The organism is Pseudomonas sp. S1(2024) (assembly GCF_046557535.1).
The window spans coordinates 1-19,319 of the sequence record NZ_JBKGFP010000006.1 but is presented as its reverse complement, the minus strand read 5'-3'; the positions used below and the strand labels follow the sequence as shown (position 1 = coordinate 19,319).

23 protein-coding genes are annotated in these 19,319 nt (G+C 62.8%); 15 read left to right on the top strand and 8 right to left on the bottom strand.

What is annotated here, in order from left to right:
- Positions 1 to 30: 30 nt before the first annotated feature.
- From ACLCGK_RS04580 to ACLCGK_RS04555, 6 genes are all read right to left on the bottom strand, one after another.
- Positions 31 to 1,524: an RNA polymerase factor sigma-54 gene (locus ACLCGK_RS04580; protein WP_023660774.1), complete on the bottom strand. Its 1,494-nt coding sequence runs from the start codon at positions 1,522 to 1,524 to the stop codon at positions 31 to 33.
- A gap of 175 nt (positions 1,525 to 1,699) precedes the next feature.
- On the bottom strand, positions 1,700 to 2,425 hold the full coding sequence (lptB, locus tag ACLCGK_RS04575) for an LPS export ABC transporter ATP-binding protein (protein WP_003257916.1): 726 nt from the start codon (positions 2,423 to 2,425) through the stop codon (positions 1,700 to 1,702).
- Positions 2,426 to 2,950, bottom strand: coding sequence for a lipopolysaccharide transport periplasmic protein LptA (gene lptA, locus ACLCGK_RS04570; RefSeq protein WP_023660773.1), 525 nt, complete (start codon positions 2,948 to 2,950; stop codon positions 2,426 to 2,428). It lies immediately after the preceding gene.
- Complete coding sequence (lptC, locus tag ACLCGK_RS04565; RefSeq protein ID WP_047594728.1) at positions 2,937 to 3,509, bottom strand: LPS export ABC transporter periplasmic protein LptC; 573 nt, start codon at positions 3,507 to 3,509, stop codon at positions 2,937 to 2,939. Before lptC ends, lptA begins: the two co-directional genes overlap by 14 nt.
- A gap of 8 nt (positions 3,510 to 3,517) precedes the next feature.
- A complete protein-coding gene (locus ACLCGK_RS04560; RefSeq protein ID WP_410951377.1) occupies positions 3,518 to 4,042 on the bottom strand; it encodes a KdsC family phosphatase in 525 nt (174 codons plus the stop codon).
- 12 nt (positions 4,043 to 4,054) lie between these two features.
- Entirely contained in the window at positions 4,055 to 5,029 is a 975-nt protein-coding gene (locus tag ACLCGK_RS04555; RefSeq protein WP_410951376.1) for an SIS domain-containing protein, read from the bottom strand.
- A 248-nt stretch (positions 5,030 to 5,277) separates the two neighbouring features.
- Between ACLCGK_RS04555 and ACLCGK_RS04550 the strand changes: the two genes are divergently transcribed.
- The 14 genes from ACLCGK_RS04550 (at position 5,278) to ACLCGK_RS04485 (ending at position 16,382) form a co-directional block, all read left to right on the top strand.
- Positions 5,278 to 6,087, top strand: coding sequence for an ATP-binding cassette domain-containing protein (locus ACLCGK_RS04550; protein ID WP_012270662.1), 810 nt, complete (start codon positions 5,278 to 5,280; stop codon positions 6,085 to 6,087).
- Positions 6,087 to 6,884 (top strand): lipid asymmetry maintenance ABC transporter permease subunit MlaE, encoded by a 798-nt coding sequence (gene mlaE, locus ACLCGK_RS04545; RefSeq protein ID WP_013971083.1) that lies wholly within the window; start codon positions 6,087 to 6,089, stop codon positions 6,882 to 6,884. The genes ACLCGK_RS04550 and mlaE overlap by 1 nt, the downstream gene beginning before the upstream one ends.
- Complete coding sequence (gene mlaD, locus ACLCGK_RS04540; RefSeq protein ID WP_003257921.1) at positions 6,884 to 7,369, top strand: outer membrane lipid asymmetry maintenance protein MlaD; 486 nt, start codon at positions 6,884 to 6,886, stop codon at positions 7,367 to 7,369. Before mlaE ends, mlaD begins: the two co-directional genes overlap by 1 nt.
- A 9-nt stretch (positions 7,370 to 7,378) precedes the next feature.
- Positions 7,379 to 8,026: a phospholipid-binding protein MlaC gene (locus ACLCGK_RS04535; RefSeq protein WP_003257922.1), complete on the top strand. Its 648-nt coding sequence runs from the start codon at positions 7,379 to 7,381 to the stop codon at positions 8,024 to 8,026.
- Positions 8,023 to 8,325, top strand: a complete 303-nt coding sequence (locus ACLCGK_RS04530; RefSeq protein ID WP_015269065.1) for a lipid asymmetry maintenance protein MlaB — start codon at positions 8,023 to 8,025, stop codon at positions 8,323 to 8,325. The genes ACLCGK_RS04535 and ACLCGK_RS04530 overlap by 4 nt, the downstream gene beginning before the upstream one ends.
- A 117-nt stretch (positions 8,326 to 8,442) precedes the next feature.
- On the top strand, positions 8,443 to 8,682 hold the full coding sequence (locus ACLCGK_RS04525) for a BolA family protein (RefSeq protein ID WP_003255121.1): 240 nt from the start codon (positions 8,443 to 8,445) through the stop codon (positions 8,680 to 8,682).
- 23 nt (positions 8,683 to 8,705) lie between these two features.
- Complete coding sequence (murA, locus tag ACLCGK_RS04520) at positions 8,706 to 9,971, top strand: UDP-N-acetylglucosamine 1-carboxyvinyltransferase (RefSeq protein WP_309672877.1); 1,266 nt, start codon at positions 8,706 to 8,708, stop codon at positions 9,969 to 9,971.
- A 167-nt stretch (positions 9,972 to 10,138) separates the two neighbouring features.
- Positions 10,139 to 10,774, top strand: coding sequence for an ATP phosphoribosyltransferase (hisG, locus tag ACLCGK_RS04515; RefSeq protein WP_003257924.1), 636 nt, complete (start codon positions 10,139 to 10,141; stop codon positions 10,772 to 10,774).
- 134 nt (positions 10,775 to 10,908) lie between these two features.
- Entirely contained in the window at positions 10,909 to 12,234 is a 1,326-nt protein-coding gene (gene hisD / locus ACLCGK_RS04510; RefSeq protein ID WP_013971086.1) for a histidinol dehydrogenase, read from the top strand.
- 2 nt (positions 12,235 to 12,236) lie between these two features.
- Complete coding sequence (gene hisC / locus ACLCGK_RS04505; protein ID WP_013971087.1) at positions 12,237 to 13,283, top strand: histidinol-phosphate transaminase; 1,047 nt, start codon at positions 12,237 to 12,239, stop codon at positions 13,281 to 13,283.
- A gap of 208 nt (positions 13,284 to 13,491) precedes the next feature.
- Complete coding sequence (locus ACLCGK_RS04500; protein WP_013971088.1) at positions 13,492 to 14,142, top strand: FadR/GntR family transcriptional regulator; 651 nt, start codon at positions 13,492 to 13,494, stop codon at positions 14,140 to 14,142.
- 13 nt (positions 14,143 to 14,155) lie between these two features.
- Positions 14,156 to 15,436 carry a CynX/NimT family MFS transporter gene (locus tag ACLCGK_RS04495; RefSeq protein ID WP_410951375.1) on the top strand — a complete coding sequence of 427 codons (1,281 nt, stop codon included), beginning with the start codon at positions 14,156 to 14,158 and terminating at the stop codon, positions 15,434 to 15,436.
- Positions 15,437 to 15,616: 180 nt separating this feature from the next.
- Entirely contained in the window at positions 15,617 to 16,093 is a 477-nt protein-coding gene (locus ACLCGK_RS04490; protein ID WP_015269068.1) for a nuclear transport factor 2 family protein, read from the top strand.
- Positions 16,086 to 16,382 (top strand): GIY-YIG nuclease family protein, encoded by a 297-nt coding sequence (locus ACLCGK_RS04485; protein WP_054573144.1) that lies wholly within the window; start codon positions 16,086 to 16,088, stop codon positions 16,380 to 16,382. The genes ACLCGK_RS04490 and ACLCGK_RS04485 overlap by 8 nt, the downstream gene beginning before the upstream one ends.
- A 137-nt stretch (positions 16,383 to 16,519) precedes the next feature.
- Here the strand turns inward: ACLCGK_RS04485 and yejK are convergent, their stop codons facing one another.
- Complete coding sequence (gene yejK / locus ACLCGK_RS04480) at positions 16,520 to 17,527, bottom strand: nucleoid-associated protein YejK (RefSeq protein ID WP_013971093.1); 1,008 nt, start codon at positions 17,525 to 17,527, stop codon at positions 16,520 to 16,522.
- 370 nt (positions 17,528 to 17,897) lie between these two features.
- On the opposite strand from yejK, the gene ACLCGK_RS04475 reads away from it, so the two are divergent.
- Positions 17,898 to 18,179: an HU family DNA-binding protein gene (locus ACLCGK_RS04475; RefSeq protein WP_003257928.1), complete on the top strand. Its 282-nt coding sequence runs from the start codon at positions 17,898 to 17,900 to the stop codon at positions 18,177 to 18,179.
- Between the two features lie 50 nt (positions 18,180 to 18,229).
- On the opposite strand, the gene rlmF is transcribed toward ACLCGK_RS04475, so the two are convergent.
- A complete protein-coding gene (rlmF, locus tag ACLCGK_RS04470; protein ID WP_410951374.1) occupies positions 18,230 to 19,183 on the bottom strand; it encodes a 23S rRNA (adenine(1618)-N(6))-methyltransferase RlmF in 954 nt (317 codons plus the stop codon).
- Between the last annotated feature and the right edge of the window lie 136 nt (positions 19,184 to 19,319).

Here is a 19,319-nt window from a genome sequence, read left to right as displayed (position 1 = left end):
CCCCACAAACGCTGTGGCACATCTCAGGGGCTACATCAGTCGCTTGCGCTCGCTCGACGGTGCGATGCCGAGAGACTCGCGGTACTTGGCGACGGTGCGACGGGCTACCTGGATGCCTTGTGCCTCCAGTAAACCAGCGATCTTGCTGTCACTCAATGGCTTTTTCTGATTTTCCGCCGCAACCAGTTTCTTGATGATCGCGCGGATAGCCGTAGACGAGCATTCTCCGCCTTCGGAGGTGCTGACGTGGCTGGAGAAAAAGTATTTCAGTTCGTAGATGCCACGCGGGGTGTGCATGTATTTCTGCGTGGTTACCCGCGAAATGGTCGACTCGTGCATGCCCACCGCTTCGGCAATGTCATGCAGTACCAAGGGCTTCATCGCTTCGTCGCCGTGGTCGAGGAAGCCGCGCTGGTGCTCGACGATCTGCGTGGCCACCTTCATCAGGGTTTCGTTGCGGCTTTGCAGGCTCTTGATGAACCAGCGCGCTTCCTGCAACTGGTTGCGCATGAAGGTGTTGTCGGCGCTGGTGTCGGCCCGGCGCACAAAACCGGCGTACTGCGGGTTGACGCGCAGGCGCGGAATGGCCTCCTGGTTCAGCTCCACCAGCCAGCGGTCGCTGTCCTTGCGCACGATGACGTCGGGCACCACGTACTCAGGCTCGCTGGACTCGATCTGCGAGCCGGGGCGCGGGTTGAGGCTTTGTACCAGCTCGATGACCTGGCGCAGCTCGTCTTCCTTGATTTTCATGCGACGCATCAGCTGGCTGTAATCACGGCTGCCGAGCAGGTCGATGAAGTCGGTGACCAGGCGCTTGGCTTCCGTCATCCACGGGGTGCTGGCGGGCAGCTGGCGCAATTGCAGCAACAGGCATTCGCCAAGGGTGCGGGCGGCAACGCCTGCTGGCTCGAACTGCTGGATGCGGTGCAGAACCGCTTCGACCTCGTCCAGCTCGATATCCAGCTCCGGATCGAAACCGGCGCAGATCTCCTCGAGGGTGTCTTCCAGGTAGCCCTGGCCGTTGATGCTGTCGATCAGGGTGACGGCGATCAGGCGGTCGGTGTCGGACATCGGAGCCAGGTTCAGTTGCCACAGCAGGTGGCTTTGCAGGCTCTCGCCGGCCGATGTGCGGGTGGTGAAGTCCCACTCGTCGTCGTCGTTGCTTGGCAGGCTGCTGGCACTGGTCTGGTAGATGTCTTCCCAGGCGGTGTCGACCGGCAGCTCGTTGGGGATGCGCTCGCTCCATTCACCGTCTTCCAGAGTGTCGGCACTGGTGGTGCTTTCCTGGAAGCTGTTGTCCTGGACTTCGGCGACCGGCTTGTTTTCGGCGTTGTCCGCCATCGGATCGCTGTTGTCGAAGTCGTCGCCGTCTTCCTGACGTTCGAGCATCGGATTCGACTCCAGCGCTTCCTGGATTTCCTGTTGGAGGTCCAGGGTGGAGAGCTGGAGCAGGCGGATGGCCTGTTGCAACTGCGGTGTCATCGTCAGTTGCTGGCCCATTTTAAGGACGAGCGATGGTTTCATGGCTGGGGCTTAATACCTTGTTCGCCGGCGCGCATGCGCCATCCACTACACGAGGGCGCCGGGGCGCCAGATCAAGCAAGTTTTATGCCTTAAATTGTAGCGTTTGCCTAGAGTACCGTAACACTTTACCCCGGGTTTCAGGGCGATTTGCCAGTACTCCAGGCGCGTGCCAGGCTCAGAGTCGGAACTCGTGGCCCAGGTAAACTTCTTTGACCAGGTCGTTGGCCAGGATGGTTTCAGCGTCGCCTTCGGCGATCAGTCGGCCATCATTGACGATATAGGCGGTTTCGCAGATATCCAGGGTCTCACGCACATTGTGGTCGGTGATCAGTACACCGATGCCCTTGGCCTTGAGGTGGTGGATGATCTGCTTGATGTCACCGACCGAAATCGGGTCGACACCGGCAAACGGTTCGTCCAGCAGGATGAACTTGGGGGCGGTCGCCAGCGCGCGGGCAATTTCCACGCGGCGGCGCTCACCACCGGACAGGCTCATGCCGAGGTTGTCGCGAATGTGGCTGATGTGGAACTCCTGCAGCAGGCTTTCCAGCTCTTTGCGCCGGCCGTCGCGGTCGAGGTCCTTGCGGGTCTCGAGGATGGCCATGATGTTGTCGGCCACCGACAGCTTGCGGAAGATCGAGGCTTCTTGCGGAAGATAGCCGATGCCGGCGCGGGCGCGACCGTGCATGGGCTGGTGGCTGACATCGAGGTTGTCGATCAGCACGCGCCCCTGATCGGCCTGGACCAGGCCGACAATCATGTAGAAGCAGGTGGTCTTGCCGGCGCCGTTGGGGCCGAGCAGGCCGACGATCTGGCCGCTGTCGATCGACAGGCTGACGTCGCGTACGACTTGCCGCCCCTTGTAGCTCTTGGCCAGGTGCTGGGCTTTGAGGGTTGCCATTTACTCGGCCTTCTTCTTGGGCTGGATCACCATGTCGATACGCTGACGCGGCGAGGTCACGTTGCCACCACGACCGGCGGTCGCCACCTGGGTCTGGGTGTTGTAGACGATCTTCTCGCCTTCGGTGGTGTTGCCTTCGCTCTCGACCTTGGCGCGGTCGGTGAGGATCACCATGTCCTTCTGCGACTGGTACTGGATGGTCACCGCCCAGCCTTTCATCTTGTCTGGCTTGGCTGCGCTCTGCTGTTGCTCGAAGTAGGCCAGGTTGCCCACCGAGGTCACCACGTCGATGTCGCCGGAGGCGGAACGGGTGATGGTCACGGTGTTGCCTTTGATCATCATCGAACCCTGGGTGATGATCACGTCGCCGGTGTAGGTGGCCACGCCCTGCTTGTCGTCCAGGTGGGCGTTGTCGGCCTGGATGCGGATAGGCTGGTCACGGTCATTCGGCAGGGCGAGGGCGCTCGCGCTTCCCAGTGCTGCGCTCAGGCTGAGCAAAAGGGGGAGGGTTTTAACGAGCCTCATACTGTCCTCTTACGTTAGAGAGCAAGTCCATCTTGCCTTCTTTCAAATACGCTTTCATACCTTTGCCCGTAGTTGTGCCACCGGCGCCGTCGATTCTAACGGCTTGCTCGGTCTGCGCATATTGCTTCTGCGGGAACACGGTCATGCGTGCGCTGGTAATGATCATTTCACGCTGCTTTTCGTCGGTGCGGGCGACCCGTACGTTGTCGATCAGTTCGACTTCGCTGCCGTCCGGGTTGACCTCGGCGCGGGTGCTCTGTACGTGCCACGGGTATTCGGTACCGCGGTACAGGTGCAGGTCCGGCGTGGTCAGCAGGGTGATTTCGCTGGCTTTCAGGTGTTCGACCTTGTCAGCGGTCATTTCGTACTGCAGCTTGCCGTCGGGCAGGAACTGCACGCTGTGGGCGTTGACCGCGTAGTAGTCGATGGCGCTTTCGTCGACCTGGGCCACAGGTTTGTCGAGGAAGCTTTCCGGGCTGACATTCCAGTAGCCGATCGCCACCAGCAGGGCGGCGATCACTGCGAGCAGCGTAATGTTGCGGGCTTTCTTGCTGAACATGGGCAGCCTTACAGGTAGTTGGCGTTGGCAGCGTCCAGGGTGCCCTGGGCCTGCATGATCAGTTCGCAGAATTCACGGGCCGCGCCTTCGCCGCCACGTGCCTGGGTCACGCCATGTGCGTGCTGGCGAACGAACGGCGCGGCGTTGGCCACCGCCATGCCCAGGGCGACCCGGCGGATCACCGGCAGGTCGGGCAGGTCGTCGCCAAGGTAGGCCACTTCATCATAGCCCAGGCCCAGTTCGGCGAGCAGGCCGTCCAGCACCACCAGTTTGTCTTCGCGGCCCTGATACAGGTGCGGGATGCCGAGGTTCTTCGCCCGGCGCTCGACCACCGGGGTCTTGCGCCCGCTGATGATAGCGGTGGTCACGCCCGAGGCCATGAGCATCTTGATGCCCTGGCCGTCGAGGGTGTTGAAGGTCTTGAACTCGCTGCCGTCCTCGAGGAAGTACAGGCGCCCGTCGGTGAGCACGCCGTCCACGTCGAACACTGCCAGCTTGATGTGCTTGCCGCGTTGCATGAGGTTCTGGTTCATTCCATCGCTCTCTTACATCACGCCGGCGCGCAGCAGGTCGTGCATGTTCAGGGCGCCGGTGGGGCGGTCCTCGCGGTCCACCACCACCAGGGCGTTGATCTTGTGGTCTTCCATGATCTTCAGTGCCTCGGCCGCGAGCATTTCGGCGCGGGCCGTCTTGCCGTGCACGGTCATGACCTGGTCGATCAGGGTGGTGTGGATGTCGATGTTGCGGTCCAGGCTGCGGCGCAGGTCGCCGTCGGTGAAGATCCCGGCCAGCTTGCCGTCGGCTTCGACGATCACGGTCATGCCCAGGCTTTTTCGGGACATTTCAAGGAGCGCGTCCTTTAGCAGGGTGCCGCGGGGCACCTGGGGCAGTTCGTCGCCAGCGTGCATCACGTTCTCCACCTTGAGAAGCAAGCGGCGGCCCAATGCACCACCCGGGTGCGAGAAGGCAAAGTCCTCGGCGGTGAAACCGCGGGCTTCGAGCAGGGCAATGGCCAGCGCGTCGCCCAGCACCAGCGATGCGGTGGTGGAGGAGGTGGGGGCCAGGTTCAGCGGGCAGGCCTCTTGCTCGACGCGGGCGTCGAGGTTGACCTCGGCAGCCTGGGCCAGGGGCGAGTCCGGGTTGCCGGTCAGGCTGATCAGCTTGATGCCCAGGCGCTTGATCAGCGGCAGCAGGGTGACGATTTCGGCAGTGCTGCCGGAATTCGACAGGGCAAGGATGACATCATCGCGGGTGATCATGCCCATGTCGCCATGGCTGGCTTCGGCCGGGTGCACGAAAAACGCCGGTGTACCAGTGCTTGCCAGGGTGGCGGCGATCTTGTTGCCGATGTGCCCGGACTTGCCCATGCCGACCACGACGACCCGGCCCTTGCTGGCCAGGATCAGTTCGCAGGCCTTGACGAAATTTTCGTCGATGCGCGCCAGCAGGGCCTCTACGGCCTCGAGTTCCAGGCGCAGGGTGCGTTGTGCGGATTGGATCAGCTCGCTGGATTGGCTCATGTCGAAAAAGCAATGCCTGATGAAAAGGCGGCGATTATAGCTGCAATGAAAGAAACCCTCACGCTTTCGATTGCCGGGGTGAATGTCTCGCCAGCCTGTCGCAGGGCTGAACGACTCGCTAGCCGACCTTGGGGCGGCGCTGTCAGCGGTGCTATAGTTCGCCGCTATTCGGCCTGCCAGGGGCGCTTGTGCCTTCCAGATGGAGGCCGACGTCCATTAGGACGAGGCTGCACTAGCAAGGAGTCTAGATGAGTGTGGATAGCGCCTACGCGGTCGAGTTGAAGGGGGTTACCTTCAAACGTGGTTCGCGCAGCATTTTCAGCAACGTCGACATTCGCATCCCGCGCGGCAAGGTCACCGGCATCATGGGGCCATCGGGTTGCGGCAAGACCACGTTGCTCCGCCTGATGGGCGCGCAGTTGCGCCCCTCCAGCGGTGAGGTCTGGGTTGCCGGGCAGAACCTGCCGACGTTGTCGCGCAGCGACCTGTTCGACGCCCGCAAGCAAATGGGGGTGCTGTTCCAGAGCGGCGCGCTGTTCACCGATCTCGATGTGTTCGAGAACGTCGCGTTCCCGCTGCGCGTGCATACCCAGCTGTCGGATGAGATGATCCGCGATATCGTGCTGATGAAGCTGCAGGCCGTGGGGCTGCGCGGTGCCATCGACCTGATGCCCGACGAGCTGTCCGGTGGCATGAAGCGCCGTGTGGCCTTGGCCCGGGCGATTGCCCTCGACCCGCAGATCCTCATGTACGACGAGCCGTTCGTCGGCCAGGACCCGATCGCCATGGGTGTATTGGTGCGTCTGATCCGCCTGCTCAACGACGCCTTGGGTATCACCAGCATCGTCGTTTCCCACGACCTGGCGGAAACAGCCAGCATCGCCGACTACATCTATGTCGTAGGTGATGGCCAGGTGCTGGGCCAGGGGACGCCTGACGAGCTGATGGGGTCGGACAATCCGCGGATTCGCCAGTTCATGAAGGGCGACCCGGACGGCCCGGTGCCTTTCCATTTCCCTGCGCCTGACTACCGCGCCGACCTGCTGGGAGCGCGTTGATGCGCAGAAAATCCTTACTCGAACGTGTCCGCCTGCTGGGGCGCTCGGCCATCGACGTATTGGCGGTGCTGGGGCGCTCCTGCCTGTTCCTGTTCCATGCGCTGATCGGCCGTGGCGGCATCGGCGGCGGCTTCCAGCTGCTGACCAAGCAGCTGTATTCGGTGGGCGTGCTGTCGCTGGCGATCATCGTCGTGTCCGGGGTGTTCATCGGCATGGTGCTGGCGCTACAGGGCTTCAGCATCCTGACCAAGTACGGCTCGGAGCAGGCGGTGGGGCAGATGGTCGCCCTGACCCTGCTGCGTGAGCTCGGCCCGGTGGTGACGGCGTTGCTGTTCGCCGGCCGTGCCGGTTCGGCGCTGACCGCAGAAATCGGCAACATGAAGTCCACCGAGCAGTTGTCGAGCCTTGAAATGATCGGCGTCGACCCGCTCAAGTACATCGTCGCGCCGCGCCTGTGGGCCGGTTTCATCTCGCTGCCGTTGCTGGCGCTGATTTTCAGCGTGGTCGGCATCTGGGGTGGCTCGTGGGTGGCGGTGGACTGGCTGGGCGTCTATGAGGGCTCGTTCTGGGCCAACATGCAGAACAGTGTTTCGTTCACGGACGATGTGCTCAACGGGCTGATCAAGAGCCTGGTATTTGCCTTCGTCACGACCTGGATCGCCGTATTCCAGGGGTACGACTGTGAGCCCACCTCAGAAGGGATCAGCCGTGCCACCACCAAGACCGTGGTCTATGCCTCGTTGGCAGTGCTGGGTCTGGACTTTATTCTGACCGCCTTGATGTTTGGAGATTTCTGATGCAAAACCGCACCCTGGAAATCGGTGTCGGCCTGTTCCTTCTGGCCGGGATCCTGGCGCTGCTGCTGCTGGCCCTGCGTGTCAGCGGGCTGTCGGCCAGCCCGAGCAGCGATACCTATAAAGTTTATGCCTACTTCGACAATATCGCCGGTTTGACGGTCAGAGCTAAAGTGACCATGGCCGGTGTGACCATCGGCAAGGTTACCGCCATCGATCTGGACCGCGATTCCTACACCGGTCGGGTGACGCTGCAGCTGGACAAGTCGGTGGACAATCTGCCGACCGACTCCACTGCCTCGATCCTGACCGCCGGGTTGCTTGGCGAGAAGTACATCGGCATCAGCGTGGGCGGTGAGGACCAGGTGCTCAAGGACGGCGGGACCATCCACGACACCCAGTCGGCACTGGTGCTGGAAGATCTGATTGGCAAGTTCCTGCTCAACTCCGTTGGCAAGGAACCGAAAGAAGCGCAACCGGCTAATTAAGGAGTTTCCATGATTTCCATCCTGCGACGTGGCCTGCTGGTCCTGCTGGCGGCCTTCCCCCTGCTGACCGTGGCTGCGCAGACGCCACACGATGTGGTTCAGGGCACCACCACTGAACTGCTGGGCGACCTCAAGGCCAACAAGGAACAGTACAAGTCCAACCCCAATGCCTTCTATGATGCGCTGAACCGCATCCTCGGCCCGGTGGTGGACGCTGACGGTATTTCCAAGAGCATCATGACCGTCAAGTACTCGCGCAAGGCCACCCCCGAGCAGATGCAGCGCTTCCAGGAAAACTTCAAGCGCAGCCTGATGCAGTTCTATGGCAATGCCCTGCTCGAGTACAACAACCAGGGCATCACCGTCGACCCGGCCAAGGCTGATGACGGCAAGCGCGCCAGCGTTGGGATGAAGGTCACCGGCAACAACGGTGCCGTGTATCCAGTGCAGTACACCCTGGAGAACATCGGTGGCGAGTGGAAGGTGCGCAACGTGATCGTCAACGGCATCAACATCGGCAAGCTGTTCCGCGACCAGTTCGCCGACGCCATGCAGCGCAATGGCAACGACCTGGACAAGACCATCGACGGCTGGGCCGGTGAAGTGGCCAAGGCCAAGCAGGCCGCCGACAACTCCCCGGAGAAGACCGTCAAATGAGTGAGGCCGGTGTAAGCATGGCCGAGCCGGGCGTGCTGCGCCTGGCCGGCGTGCTGGACTACCGCAGCGGGCCGGTCCTGCGCAAGCAGGGCAAGGCGCTGATCGCGGCCTGCCGCGAGGCGCAGCTGGTGCTCGATTGTTCGGCAGTGCAGCGTTCCACCAGTGTCGGCCTGTCGTTGCTGCTGGCCTTCATGCGCGATGCCCAGGCCGCAGGCAAGGGTTGCCAGGTGCGCAGCATGCCAGACGACATGCGGGAAATTGCCGAGGTCTATGACCTCGATGAAGTGCTGGCAACCTGATGGCCCGGCACGGATGATGGCCCCTCGGTCAGCGAAGCCCTCGTTGGGCTTCGCAGGCGGGGGGCTTTTTTGTATGATGGCCGACCCGTGCGCATCGGGCGCCGATTGAGGTTGAGCATGCAGGCCGTAGAAGTTAAAAGCTTCCTTGAAGAGAAATTGCCGGGTTCCCGGGTCGAAGTTGAAGGCGAAGGCTGCAACTTCCAGTTGAACGTGATCAGCGACGAGTTGGCTGGCCTGAGCCCGGTCAAACGCCAGCAGGCGATCTATGCTCACCTGAATCCGTGGATCGCCAATGGCAGCATCCATGCGGTAACCATGAAATTTTTCAGCAGCGCAGCCTGGGCTGAGCGCACCTGAGCCAACGTGGCGGCGAGATTCCAATGGACAAACTGATTATTACTGGCGGCGCTCGCCTTGATGGCGAGATCCGCATTTCGGGCGCGAAGAACGCAGCCCTGCCGATTCTGGCGGCGACCCTGCTGGCCGACGGCCCGGTCACCGTGGGCAACCTGCCGCACCTGCACGACATCACCACCATGATCGAGCTGTTCGGGCGCATGGGCATCGAGCCGGTGATCGACGAAAAGCTGGCGGTCGAGATCGACCCTCGCACCATCAAGACACTGGTTGCACCTTACGAGCTGGTCAAGACCATGCGCGCCTCGATTCTGGTGCTGGGCCCGATGGTTGCCCGTTTCGGCGAGGCCGAAGTGGCCCTGCCTGGCGGTTGCGCCATTGGTTCGCGCCCGGTCGACCTGCACATCCGTGGCCTCGAGGCCATGGGCGCGAAGATCGAAGTCGAAGGCGGCTACATCAAGGCCAAGGCACCTGAGGGTGGCCTGCGCGGTGCGCACTTCTTCTTCGACACCGTCAGCGTGACCGGTACCGAGAACATCATGATGGCCGCTGCCCTGGCCAAGGGCCGCAGCGTGCTGCAGAACGCCGCGCGCGAGCCGGAAGTGGTCGACCTGGCCAACTTCATCAACGCCATGGGCGGCAAGGTCCAGGGCGCTGGTACCGACACCATCGTCATCGATGGCGTCGAGCGCCTGCACTCGGCCAACTACCGCGTGATGCCGGACCGTATCGAGACCGGTACCTACCTGGTTGCCGCTGCCGTGACCGGCGGCCGCGTCAAGGTCAAGGACACCGACCCGACCATCCTTGAAGCCGTACTGGAAAAACTCAAGGAAGCCGGCGCCGACATCAACACTGGCGAAGACTGGATCGAGCTGGACATGCACGGCAAGCGGCCGAAAGCCGTCAACCTGCGTACCGCCCCGTACCCGGCGTTCCCGACCGACATGCAGGCGCAGTTCATCTCGCTCAACGCCATTGCCGAAGGCACCGGTGCAGTGATCGAGACGATCTTCGAAAACCGCTTCATGCACGTCTACGAAATGCACCGCATGGGCGCGCAGATCCAGGTCGAAGGCAACACTGCCATCGTCACTGGCGTCAAGGCGCTGAAGGGTGCCCCGGTAATGGCCACCGACCTGCGTGCTTCCGCCAGCCTGGTGCTGTCGGCGCTGGTAGCCGAAGGCGATACCCTGATCGATCGCATCTACCACATCGACCGTGGTTACGAGTGCATCGAAGAAAAACTGCAGATGCTGGGCGCGAAGATCCGTCGCGTACCGGGCTAGTAGCCCGTCGGCATACCGTGTGGGAGCGGGCCTGCCCGCGAATACCGGCAGAGCCGGTGCCATGCACCGCGGTGGTTGCTTTGCGGGCAAGCCCGCTCCCACAATGAATCAAATGCGGTCGGGCTCGACGCCCGGCCGGCAGTAGCCGCTTAAGGACCGACGTTCCAATGTTGACCATCGCGCTTTCCAAAGGCCGTATTCTCGACGATACCCTGCCGTTGCTGGCCGAGGCCGGTATCGTGCCGACCGAGAACCCGGACAAGAGCCGCAAACTGATCATCCCCACCACGCAGGACGATGTGCGCCTGCTGATCGTGCGTGCGACCGACGTGCCGACCTATGTCGAGCATGGTGCCGCCGACCTGGGTGTGGCCGGCAAGGATGTGCTGATGGAGTACGGCGGCCAGGGCCTTTACGAGCCCCTGGACCTGCAGATTGCCCGTTGCAAGCTGATGACCGCTGGCGTGGTCGGCGCACCCGAGCCCAAGGGCCGTCTGCGCGTGGCTACCAAGTTCGTCAACGTAGCCAAGCGCTACTACGCCGAACAGGGCCGCCAGGTCGACATCATCAAGCTGTACGGCTCGATGGAACTGGCACCGCTGATCAACCTCGCCGACAAGATCATCGACGTGGTCGACACCGGCAACACCCTGCGTGCCAACGGCCTGGAGCCCCAGGAACTGATCGCCACGATCAGCTCGCGCCTGGTGGTCAACAAGGCCTCCATGAAAATGCAGCACGCCCGTATCCAGAGCCTGATCGACACGCTGCGCGGAGCGGTCGAATCGCGACACCGCGGCTGACTCTCTACCGACTGCGCGCGGCCTTCGCTGCCGCGCCCGTCTATCCGCGTCATAGCCATTTTTCTCGGGTGCCCGCGCGGATGGACTGGTAGCCTAGGGCGCCTGAGCATTCGCCAATAATCGAGGCCCTCGCCATGACCGTGTCCACTGCAATTGCCCGTCTCAACGCTGCTGATCCGGATTTCGCCCGACATCTGGATCATCTGCTGAGCTGGGAAAGTGTGTCCGATGACGCGGTCAACCAGCGCGTGCTCGACATCATCAAGGCCGTGCGCGAGCGCGGCGATGCGGCACTGGTGGAATTCACCCAGCGTTTCGATGGTGTCGATGCCAAGTCCATCGATGACCTGATCCTCGGTCGCGAGCGCCTGGAACTGGCGCTGACCCGCATTACCCCGGCCCAGCGCGAAGCCCTGGAAAAGGCTGCCAACCGTGTGCGCATGTACCACGAGCGGCAGAAGCAGGACTCCTGGCAGTACACTGAGGCCGACGGCACCGTGCTCGGCCAGAAGGTCACCCCGCTGGACCGCGCCGGCCTGTATGTGCCGGGTGGCAAGGCGTCGTACCCATCGTCGGTGCTGATGAACGCCATCCCGGCCAAGGTCGCCGGCGTGGCCGAAGTGGTGATGGTGGTGCCGACCCCGCGTGGCGAGGTCAACGAACTGGTGCTGGCGGCTGCCTGCATCGCCGGTGTCGACCGTGTGTTCACCGTCGGTGGCGCCCAGGCTGTTGCCGCGCTGGCCTACGGTACCGAAAGCGTGCCGCAGGTGGACAAGATCGTCGGCCCGGGCAACATCTACGTCGCCACCGCCAAGCGCCATGTGTTCGGCCAGGTGGGTATCGACATGATCGCCGGTCCGTCGGAAATCCTCGTGGTATGCGACGGCCAGACCGACCCGGACTGGATCGCCATGGACCTGTTCTCCCAGGCCGAGCACGATGAAGATGCCCAGGCCATCCTGGTCAGCCCGGACGCCGCCTTCCTCGACCGCGTTGCCGCCAGCATCGACAAGTTGCTGCCGACCATGGAACGTGCCGAGATCATCGAGAAGTCGATCAATGGCCGTGGCGCGCTGATCCAGGTGCGTGACATGCAGCAGGCCATGGAAGTGGCCAACCGCATTGCCCCGGAGCACCTGGAACTGTCGGTCGCCGACCCGCAGGCCTGGCTGCCGCACATCCGCCACGCTGGCGCGATCTTCATGGGCCGCCACACCAGCGAAGCGCTCGGCGACTACTGCGCAGGGCCCAACCACGTGCTGCCGACCTCCGGTACCGCGCGTTTCTCGTCGCCGCTGGGGGTGTATGACTTCCAGAAGCGTTCGTCGATCATTTTCTGCTCCGAGCAGGGCGCGTCCGAACTGGGCCACACCGCCTCGGTCCTGGCCCGTGGCGAGTCGCTTACCGCCCACGCCCGTAGCGCTGAATACCGCATTCTGACCCAAGAGAAGGGGAACTGAGCATGAGTCGATTCTGGAGCCCCTTCGTCAAGGACCTGGTGCCTTACGTGCCGGGCGAACAGCCCAAGCTGGCCCGCCTGGTCAAGCTGAACACCAACGAAAACCCCTACGGCCCGTCGCCCAAGGCGCTGGAGGCCATGCGCGGCGAGCTGAACGACAACCTGCGCCTGTACCCGGACCCGAATGGTGACCGGCTGAAGCAGGCGGTGGCCGAGTACTACGGCGTGACCCCGGCACAAGTGTTCGTCGGCAACGGCTCGGACGAGGTACTGGCGCACATCTTCCACGGGCTGTTCCAGCACGACGCACCGCTGCTGTTCCCGGACATCAGCTACAGCTTCTACCCGGTCTACTGCGGTCTTTACGGTATTGCCTTCGAGCAGGTGGCGTTGGACGAGCAGTTCCAGATCCGCATCGAGGACTACAACAAGCCCAACGCCGGCATCATCTTCCCCAACCCCAACGCGCCGACCGGCTGCCTGATGCCGCTGCAGGCGGTGGAGCAGTTGCTGCAGGCCAACCGTGATTCGGTGGTGGTGGTGGATGAAGCCTACATCGACTTCGGGGGCGAAACAGCGATCAGCCTGGTGGACCGCTACGACAATCTGCTGGTCACCCAGACCCTATCGAAGTCGCGCTCGCTGGCGGGGCTGCGGGTTGGCCTGGCGGTTGGCCACCCGGACCTGATCGAAGCGCTGGAGCGGATCAAGAACAGCTTCAACTCCTACCCGCTGGACCGTGCCGCGATCGTCGGCGCAGCGGTGGCGTTCGAGGACCGCGAGTACTTCGAAGAAACCTGCCGCAAGGTGATCGACAGCCGCGAGGTATTGGTCGGGCAACTGCGGGCCAAGGGCTTCGAAGTGCTGCCGTCGGCGGCCAACTTCATCTTCGCCCGCCATCCGCAGCACGATGCCGGTGAGTTGGCTGCACGCCTGCGCGAGCAGGGCGTGATCGTGCGCCACTTCAAGCAGCCGCGCATTGCCCAGTTCCTGCGCATCACCATCGGTACGCCAGAGATGAACCAGGCGCTGCTTGATGCATTGAACTGACGGTATTGCAAGCTGCCGTGACGCGGCCCTTGTGGGAGCGGGCGTGCCCGCGAACACCGGCAACGCCGGTGCCATCCATCGCGTTGGATTCTTCGCGGGCATGCCCGCTCCCACAGGGATTTCCACTATCGCCAGAAACCATCAATGTTTGCTGTATTGCCGGTATACATTATGCTAACCAAATTCATCGGATGATTGGTTGAGTTTCATGAGTACCGAATTGACCAAGCGCTCCCTGGTCGAACTGGCCGTCGAGCGCATGCGAGAACGCATCCTGCTGGGCGACTGGCAGGTTGGCCAGCGTTTGCCGACCGAGCCGGAACTGGCCCTGCAGTTGGGCATAAGCCGCAACACCGTACGCGAGGCCATGCGTGTGCTGGCGTTCAGTGGCCTGGTGGAGATTCGCCAGGGGGATGGCAGCTACCTGCGCACGGCCCAGGACCCGCTACAGGCGGTGCAGGCGATGTCGCGCTGCACGCCCGAGCAGGCCCGTGAAACCCGGCACATCCTCGAAGCCGAGGCCATCGGCCTGGCCGCGCTGCGCCGAACCGACGCCGATCTTCAGGCGCTTCGTGATGCCCTGGCCAACAGTGCCGGGCATTTTCACGGTGATATCGATGCTTATGTGGCCTGCGACCTGGTGTTTCACCAGCGGCTGGTCGATGCCGCCCACAACCCGGCCTTGAGTGAGCTGTATCGATACTTTTCCGGGGTGGTGGCTGCCGCGCTGCAGCACAACATGGCAACCGTGCCGCGCTGCCAGGCCACGTTCGACCTGCACGGGCAGATCCTTGCCGCAATCGAGCAACGCGATGCGGAGCAGGCCAAGCGCCTGAGCCGTACCCTTATCGAATCCTGACTCCGAGAAGGCCATGGCTGATTCCATCACCCGTAACACCCCACCGAGCGAGCGGGACCTCGATGAGTTGCTGATCGACGCCGAGGCTGACGACGAGCAGGTCCAACAGCAGCCGGTACAGATACAGCGGCCTTGGCTGTTGTTGCTCGGCCTGGTGCTGGTGGCATTGAACCTGCGCCCAGCATTGTCGAGCATGGCGCCGGTGCTGGGCCAGGTGTCCGAAGGCTTGGGGCTGAATGCCTCACAGGCCGGTTTGCTGACCACCTTGCCAGTGCTGTGCCTGGGCCTGTTCGCCCCCTTGGCGCCGGTGCTGGCGAGGCGCTTTGGCAGCGAGCGGGTGATCCTCGGCATCCTCGCCACCCTGGCGCTTGGTATCGTCGTGCGCAGTAGCCTGGGGGCCACCGGGGTGTTCCTCGGCAGCCTGATGGCCGGGGCCAGTATCGGCATCATTGGCGTGCTGTTGCCGGGCATCGTCAAGCGCGATTTCCCGCAACACGCTGGCACCTTGACCGGCGTATACACCATGGCGCTGTGCCTTGGCGCCGCCATGGCTGCAGGCGCCACGGTGCCTCTGGCCCAGCACTTCAACGACAGCTGGGCGCTGGGGCTTGGCTTCTGGATGCTGCCGGCCCTGCTGGCCATGCTGGTATGGCTGCCGCAGGCCCGCCAGGGTCATGGCCTGCACAAGGTGGCTTATCGCGTGCGTGGGCTATGGCGGGACCCGCTGGCCTGGCAGGTGACCCTGTACATGGGCCTGCAGTCGTCACTGGCCTATATCGTCTTTGGCTGGTTGCCATCGATCCTGATCGGTCGCGGCCTGAGCCCGACCGAGGCGGGGCTGGTGCTGTCGGGGTCGGTAATCGTGCAGCTGGTCAGTTCGCTCAGTGCGCCCTGGCTGGCCACTCGCGGCAAGGACCAGCGCCTGGCCATCGTGCTGGTCATGCTGATTACCCTGACCGGCCTGTTCGGTTGCCTGTATGCGCCGCTTTCCGGGCTGTGGGGCTGGGCGGTTGTGCTGGGCCTGGGGCAGGGCGGTACCTTTGCCCTGGCGCTGACCTTGATCGTGCTGCGCTCGAAGGATGCCCATGTCGCGGCGAACCTGTCGAGCATGGCGCAGGGGGTGGGTTATACCCTGGCGTCGATGGGGCCGTTTGCGGTGGGGCTGGTGCATGACCTGACCGGGGGCTGGGCGGCAGTGGGGTGGATCTTTGCCGTGCTGGGGGTGGGGGCCATCGTGTTCGGCCTGGGCGCCGGGCGGGCTTTGCATGTGCAGGTGAGCAGCGAGAAAGTCTGAAGGGGTATGTTGGCAGTGCCGGCCTCTTCGCGGGCACGCCCGCTCCCACAGGAGAGCCACAGGATCAAAGCATGCATGGATCTTGTGGGAGCGGGCGCGCCCGCGAAGAGGCCGGTACTGGCATAAGCAACCGGGGCAGATTATCGTGCTGCTTTCGACTCCCAGGACGGACCAGCCCCCATGAGCGACGCCAACCGCGACCTGATCACCCGCTTCTACCAAGCCTTCCAGCGCCTGGACGCCGAGGCCATGGTCGCCTGCTACAGCGACGATATCGTCTTCAGCGACCCGGTCTTCGGCACCTTGCGTGGCAAGGATGCAGGCGACATGTGGCGAATGCTCACCAGCCGGGCCAAGGACTTCACCCTGACCTTCGACAACGTTCGCGCCGATGAACGCACGGGCGCCGCACATTGGGTGGCCACCTACCTGTTCAGCCAGACCGGCCGCATCGTGGTCAATGATATCCAGGCGCGTTTCGTGATCCGTGACGGTTTGATCTGCCAGCACGATGACCACTTCGACTTGTGGCGTTGGTCGCGGCAGGCGCTGGGTGTGCCTGGCATGCTGCTGGGCTGGTCGCCGCTGGTGCAGAACAAGGTACGCCAGCAGGCGTTCAAAGGATTGCGAGCATTCCAGCAGGCCCAGGGTGAGTGACCCCGTTGAAATTGCCGCCAGCAAACCCTGGTATGTCTACTTGGTAAGGGCTGCCAATGGATCGCTGTATTGCGGTATCAGCGATGACCCGCAGCGGCGCTTTCTGGCGCACCAGAAAGGGCAGGGCGCGCGTTACTTCAAGACCAGCCCGGCCCAGGCGCTGGTGTATGTGGAGCAATGGCCGGACAAGGGCGAGGCGTTACGCCAGGAGCGGCTGGTGAAGCGGCTGCGCAAGTCGGCGAAGGAGGCGTTGGTGGCCTCCTATGGCGCAGTAGTGGCTGCTAATTAGGGCCGCTTCGCGCCCCATCGCCGGCAAGCCAGCTCCCACTTAGCCAGCTCCCACTTCGACTGCATAGACCTCAGGCCTGTGCAGTACCTGTGGGAGCTGGCTTGCCGGCGATGGGCTGCGCAGCAGCCCCGGGGTCATCAGTCCTTGCGCCGCTTCAACTGATCCACCAAGGTGGTCGGAAGGCCCTTGATGATCAAGGTCCCTGCCGCTTCGTCATACTCGACCTTGTCCCCCAGCAGGTGCGCTTCGAAGCTGATCGACAACCCCTCGGCACGGCCGGTGAAGCGGCGGAACTGGTTGAGGGTGCGCTTGTCCGCAGGGATTTCCGGCGACAGACCGTAGTCCTTGTTGCGGATGTGGTCGTAGAACGCCTTGGGTCGATCCTCGTCGATCAGGCTGGACAGCTCCTCCAGCGTGACCGGTTCGCCCAGCTTGGTCTGGGTAGTGGCGTACTCGACCAGGGTCTGGGTTTTTTCGCGGGCGGACTCTTCCGGCAGGTCTTCGCTCTCGACGAAGTCGCTGAAGGCCTTGAGCAGGGTGCGGGTTTCGCCCGGGCCGTCGACGCCCTCCTGGCAGCCGATGAAGTCACGGAAGTAGTCCGAGACCTTCTTGCCGTTCTTGCCCTTGATGAACGAAATGTACTGTTTGGAGTTCTGGTTGTTCTTCCACTCCGACAGGTTGATGCGCGCCGCCAGGTGCAGTTGGCCAAGGTCGAGGTGCCGCGAAGGCGTCACATCAAGCTCGGCGTTCACTGCCACACCTTCGCTGTGGTGCAGAAGGGCGATCGCCAGGTATTCGGTCATGCCTTGCTGGTAGTGGGCAAAAAGGATGTGGCCGCCGGTGGACAGGTTGGACTCTTCCATCAGCTTTTGCAGGTGCTCCACGGCCACACGGCTGAAGGAAGTAAAGTCCTTTTCTTCGTCCAGGTACTGCTTCAGCCAGCCGCTCAGCGGGTAGGCGCCGGACTCGCCGTGGAAAAAGCCCCAGGCCTTGCCTTGCTTGGCGTTGTAGCTGTCATTGAGGTCGGCCAGCAGGTTTTCGATGGCGTCGGAGGCAGCCAGTTCGGAATCGCGGGCATGCAGCACGGCGGGGCTGCCATCGGGCTTTTTGTCGATCAGGTGAACGATGCAATGACGGATTGGCATGGAATTCTCGGCGAGCTGCAAAAGTCATCCAGTTTACCCTAGACACCAGGTGATGCAGTGGCCGGATGTTGGCAGAAATGCCGGTTGTTCGTTTTTTGTTCAATTTTGTGCGTTTTGGGCTAAAACCCCCGAAAAACCTGCATTAAATCGAAGCGTGCAGCGGATATTTATCTGCTCCTGTGGTAGTTTTGCGCGGTCTTGCGCCCCTTGTGTGGCGCATTGCTGGCAGCGTGCTGTCGTCGTGTCGAACCAAACGTCGATTTGCGTATCTACATACGCGATTGGCGCGGCCCTCCACTTTCAGGGGCTGGCCCGATAACGTCGTAGTCCGCTGCATAACCATCGAATTTGATAGGGAAGGAACACCACCATGGCATTGACCAAAGACCAACTGATTGCCGACATCGCCGAATCGATCGCCGCGCCAAAAGCCACCGCCAAGAATGCTCTGGAGCAACTGGGCCAGATCGTTGCCGACCAGCTGGAAAACGGCGCTGAAATCACTCTGCCAGGTATCGGCAAACTGAAAGTCGCTGAGCGTCCTGCCCGTACCGGCCGCAACCCTTCGACTGGCGCTGCCATCGAAATCGCTGCCAAGAAAGTCGTCAAGTTCGTTCCGGCCAAAGTGCTGACCGACGCCATCAACAAGTAATTGTTGAAGCTTTGACGAAACCGCGCCCGGCTTGCCCGGACGCGGTTTTTTCATGCCTGGGTTTTACGCGCGGCGTGCCAGGCCTGGCGCGCCTCGTCGTCGTGGAAGCTCCAGGCGACCATGCGGCTTTGCTTCTGCCCCTGGCCCATTTCACTGATGCGCACGGCCTTGGCGCCCGCTTTCCTGAGCGCAGCCTCGATCCCCGGCAAGTTGCTGGCCTTGGACACCAGGCTGGTGAACCACAGTACCCGTTCGGCGTACTGCACGCTTTCACTGACCAGTTGGCTGACAAAGCGGATCTCGCCGCCTTCGCACCACAGTTCGTTGTTCTGGCCACCGAAGTTGAGCACCGGCAGCTTGCGCTTGGGGTCCTGTTTGCCGAGGTTCTTCCACTTGCGCTGGCTGCCACGGGTGGCTTCGTCGCGTGAGGCATGGAAGGGCGGGTTGCACAGGGTCAGGTCGAAGCGTTCGCCCTCCTGCAGCAGGCCGCTGAGGATGTGCGCACGGTTGGCCTGTTGGCGCAGGGTGATGGCCTTGCCCAGGCCGTTGGCCTGGACGATGGCCTTGGCCGAAGCCAGGGCTACGGGGTCGATGTCCGAGCCAAGGAAGCGCCAGCGGTAATCGCTGTAGCCCAGCAGCGGGTAGATGCAGTTGGCACCCACGCCGATGTCCAGCGTACGCACCTGGGCGCCCTTGGGGATCTCGCCGGCATTGTCATCGGCCAGCAGGTCGGCGGCGACGTGGATGTAGTCGGCGCGGCCAGGAATCGGCGGGCACAGGTAGTCGGCGGGGATATCCCAGTGCTGGATGCCGTACTGGGCCTTCAGCAGCGCACGGTTGAACACCCGCACGGCCTCGGGGTTGGCGAAGTCGATGCTGGGTTTGCCGTGGGGGTTGGTGATGGTGAAGCGCGCCAGGTCAGGGTGGGCCTTGATCAGGCTGGGGAAGTCGTAGCGGCCCTGGTGGCGGTTGCGCGGGTGCAGGGTGGGTTTGTTCGGGGTCATGGCAGTGTCCAGCCCTATACGAGCGGTGGCTGATAGAGCCTGGGGCTGCTTTGCAGCCCTTTCGCGACACAAAGCCGCTCCCCCCAAAAAAAAGCGCCCCTCCCAAAAAACGCCGCCCCCTCAGGAAAGCCCTTTC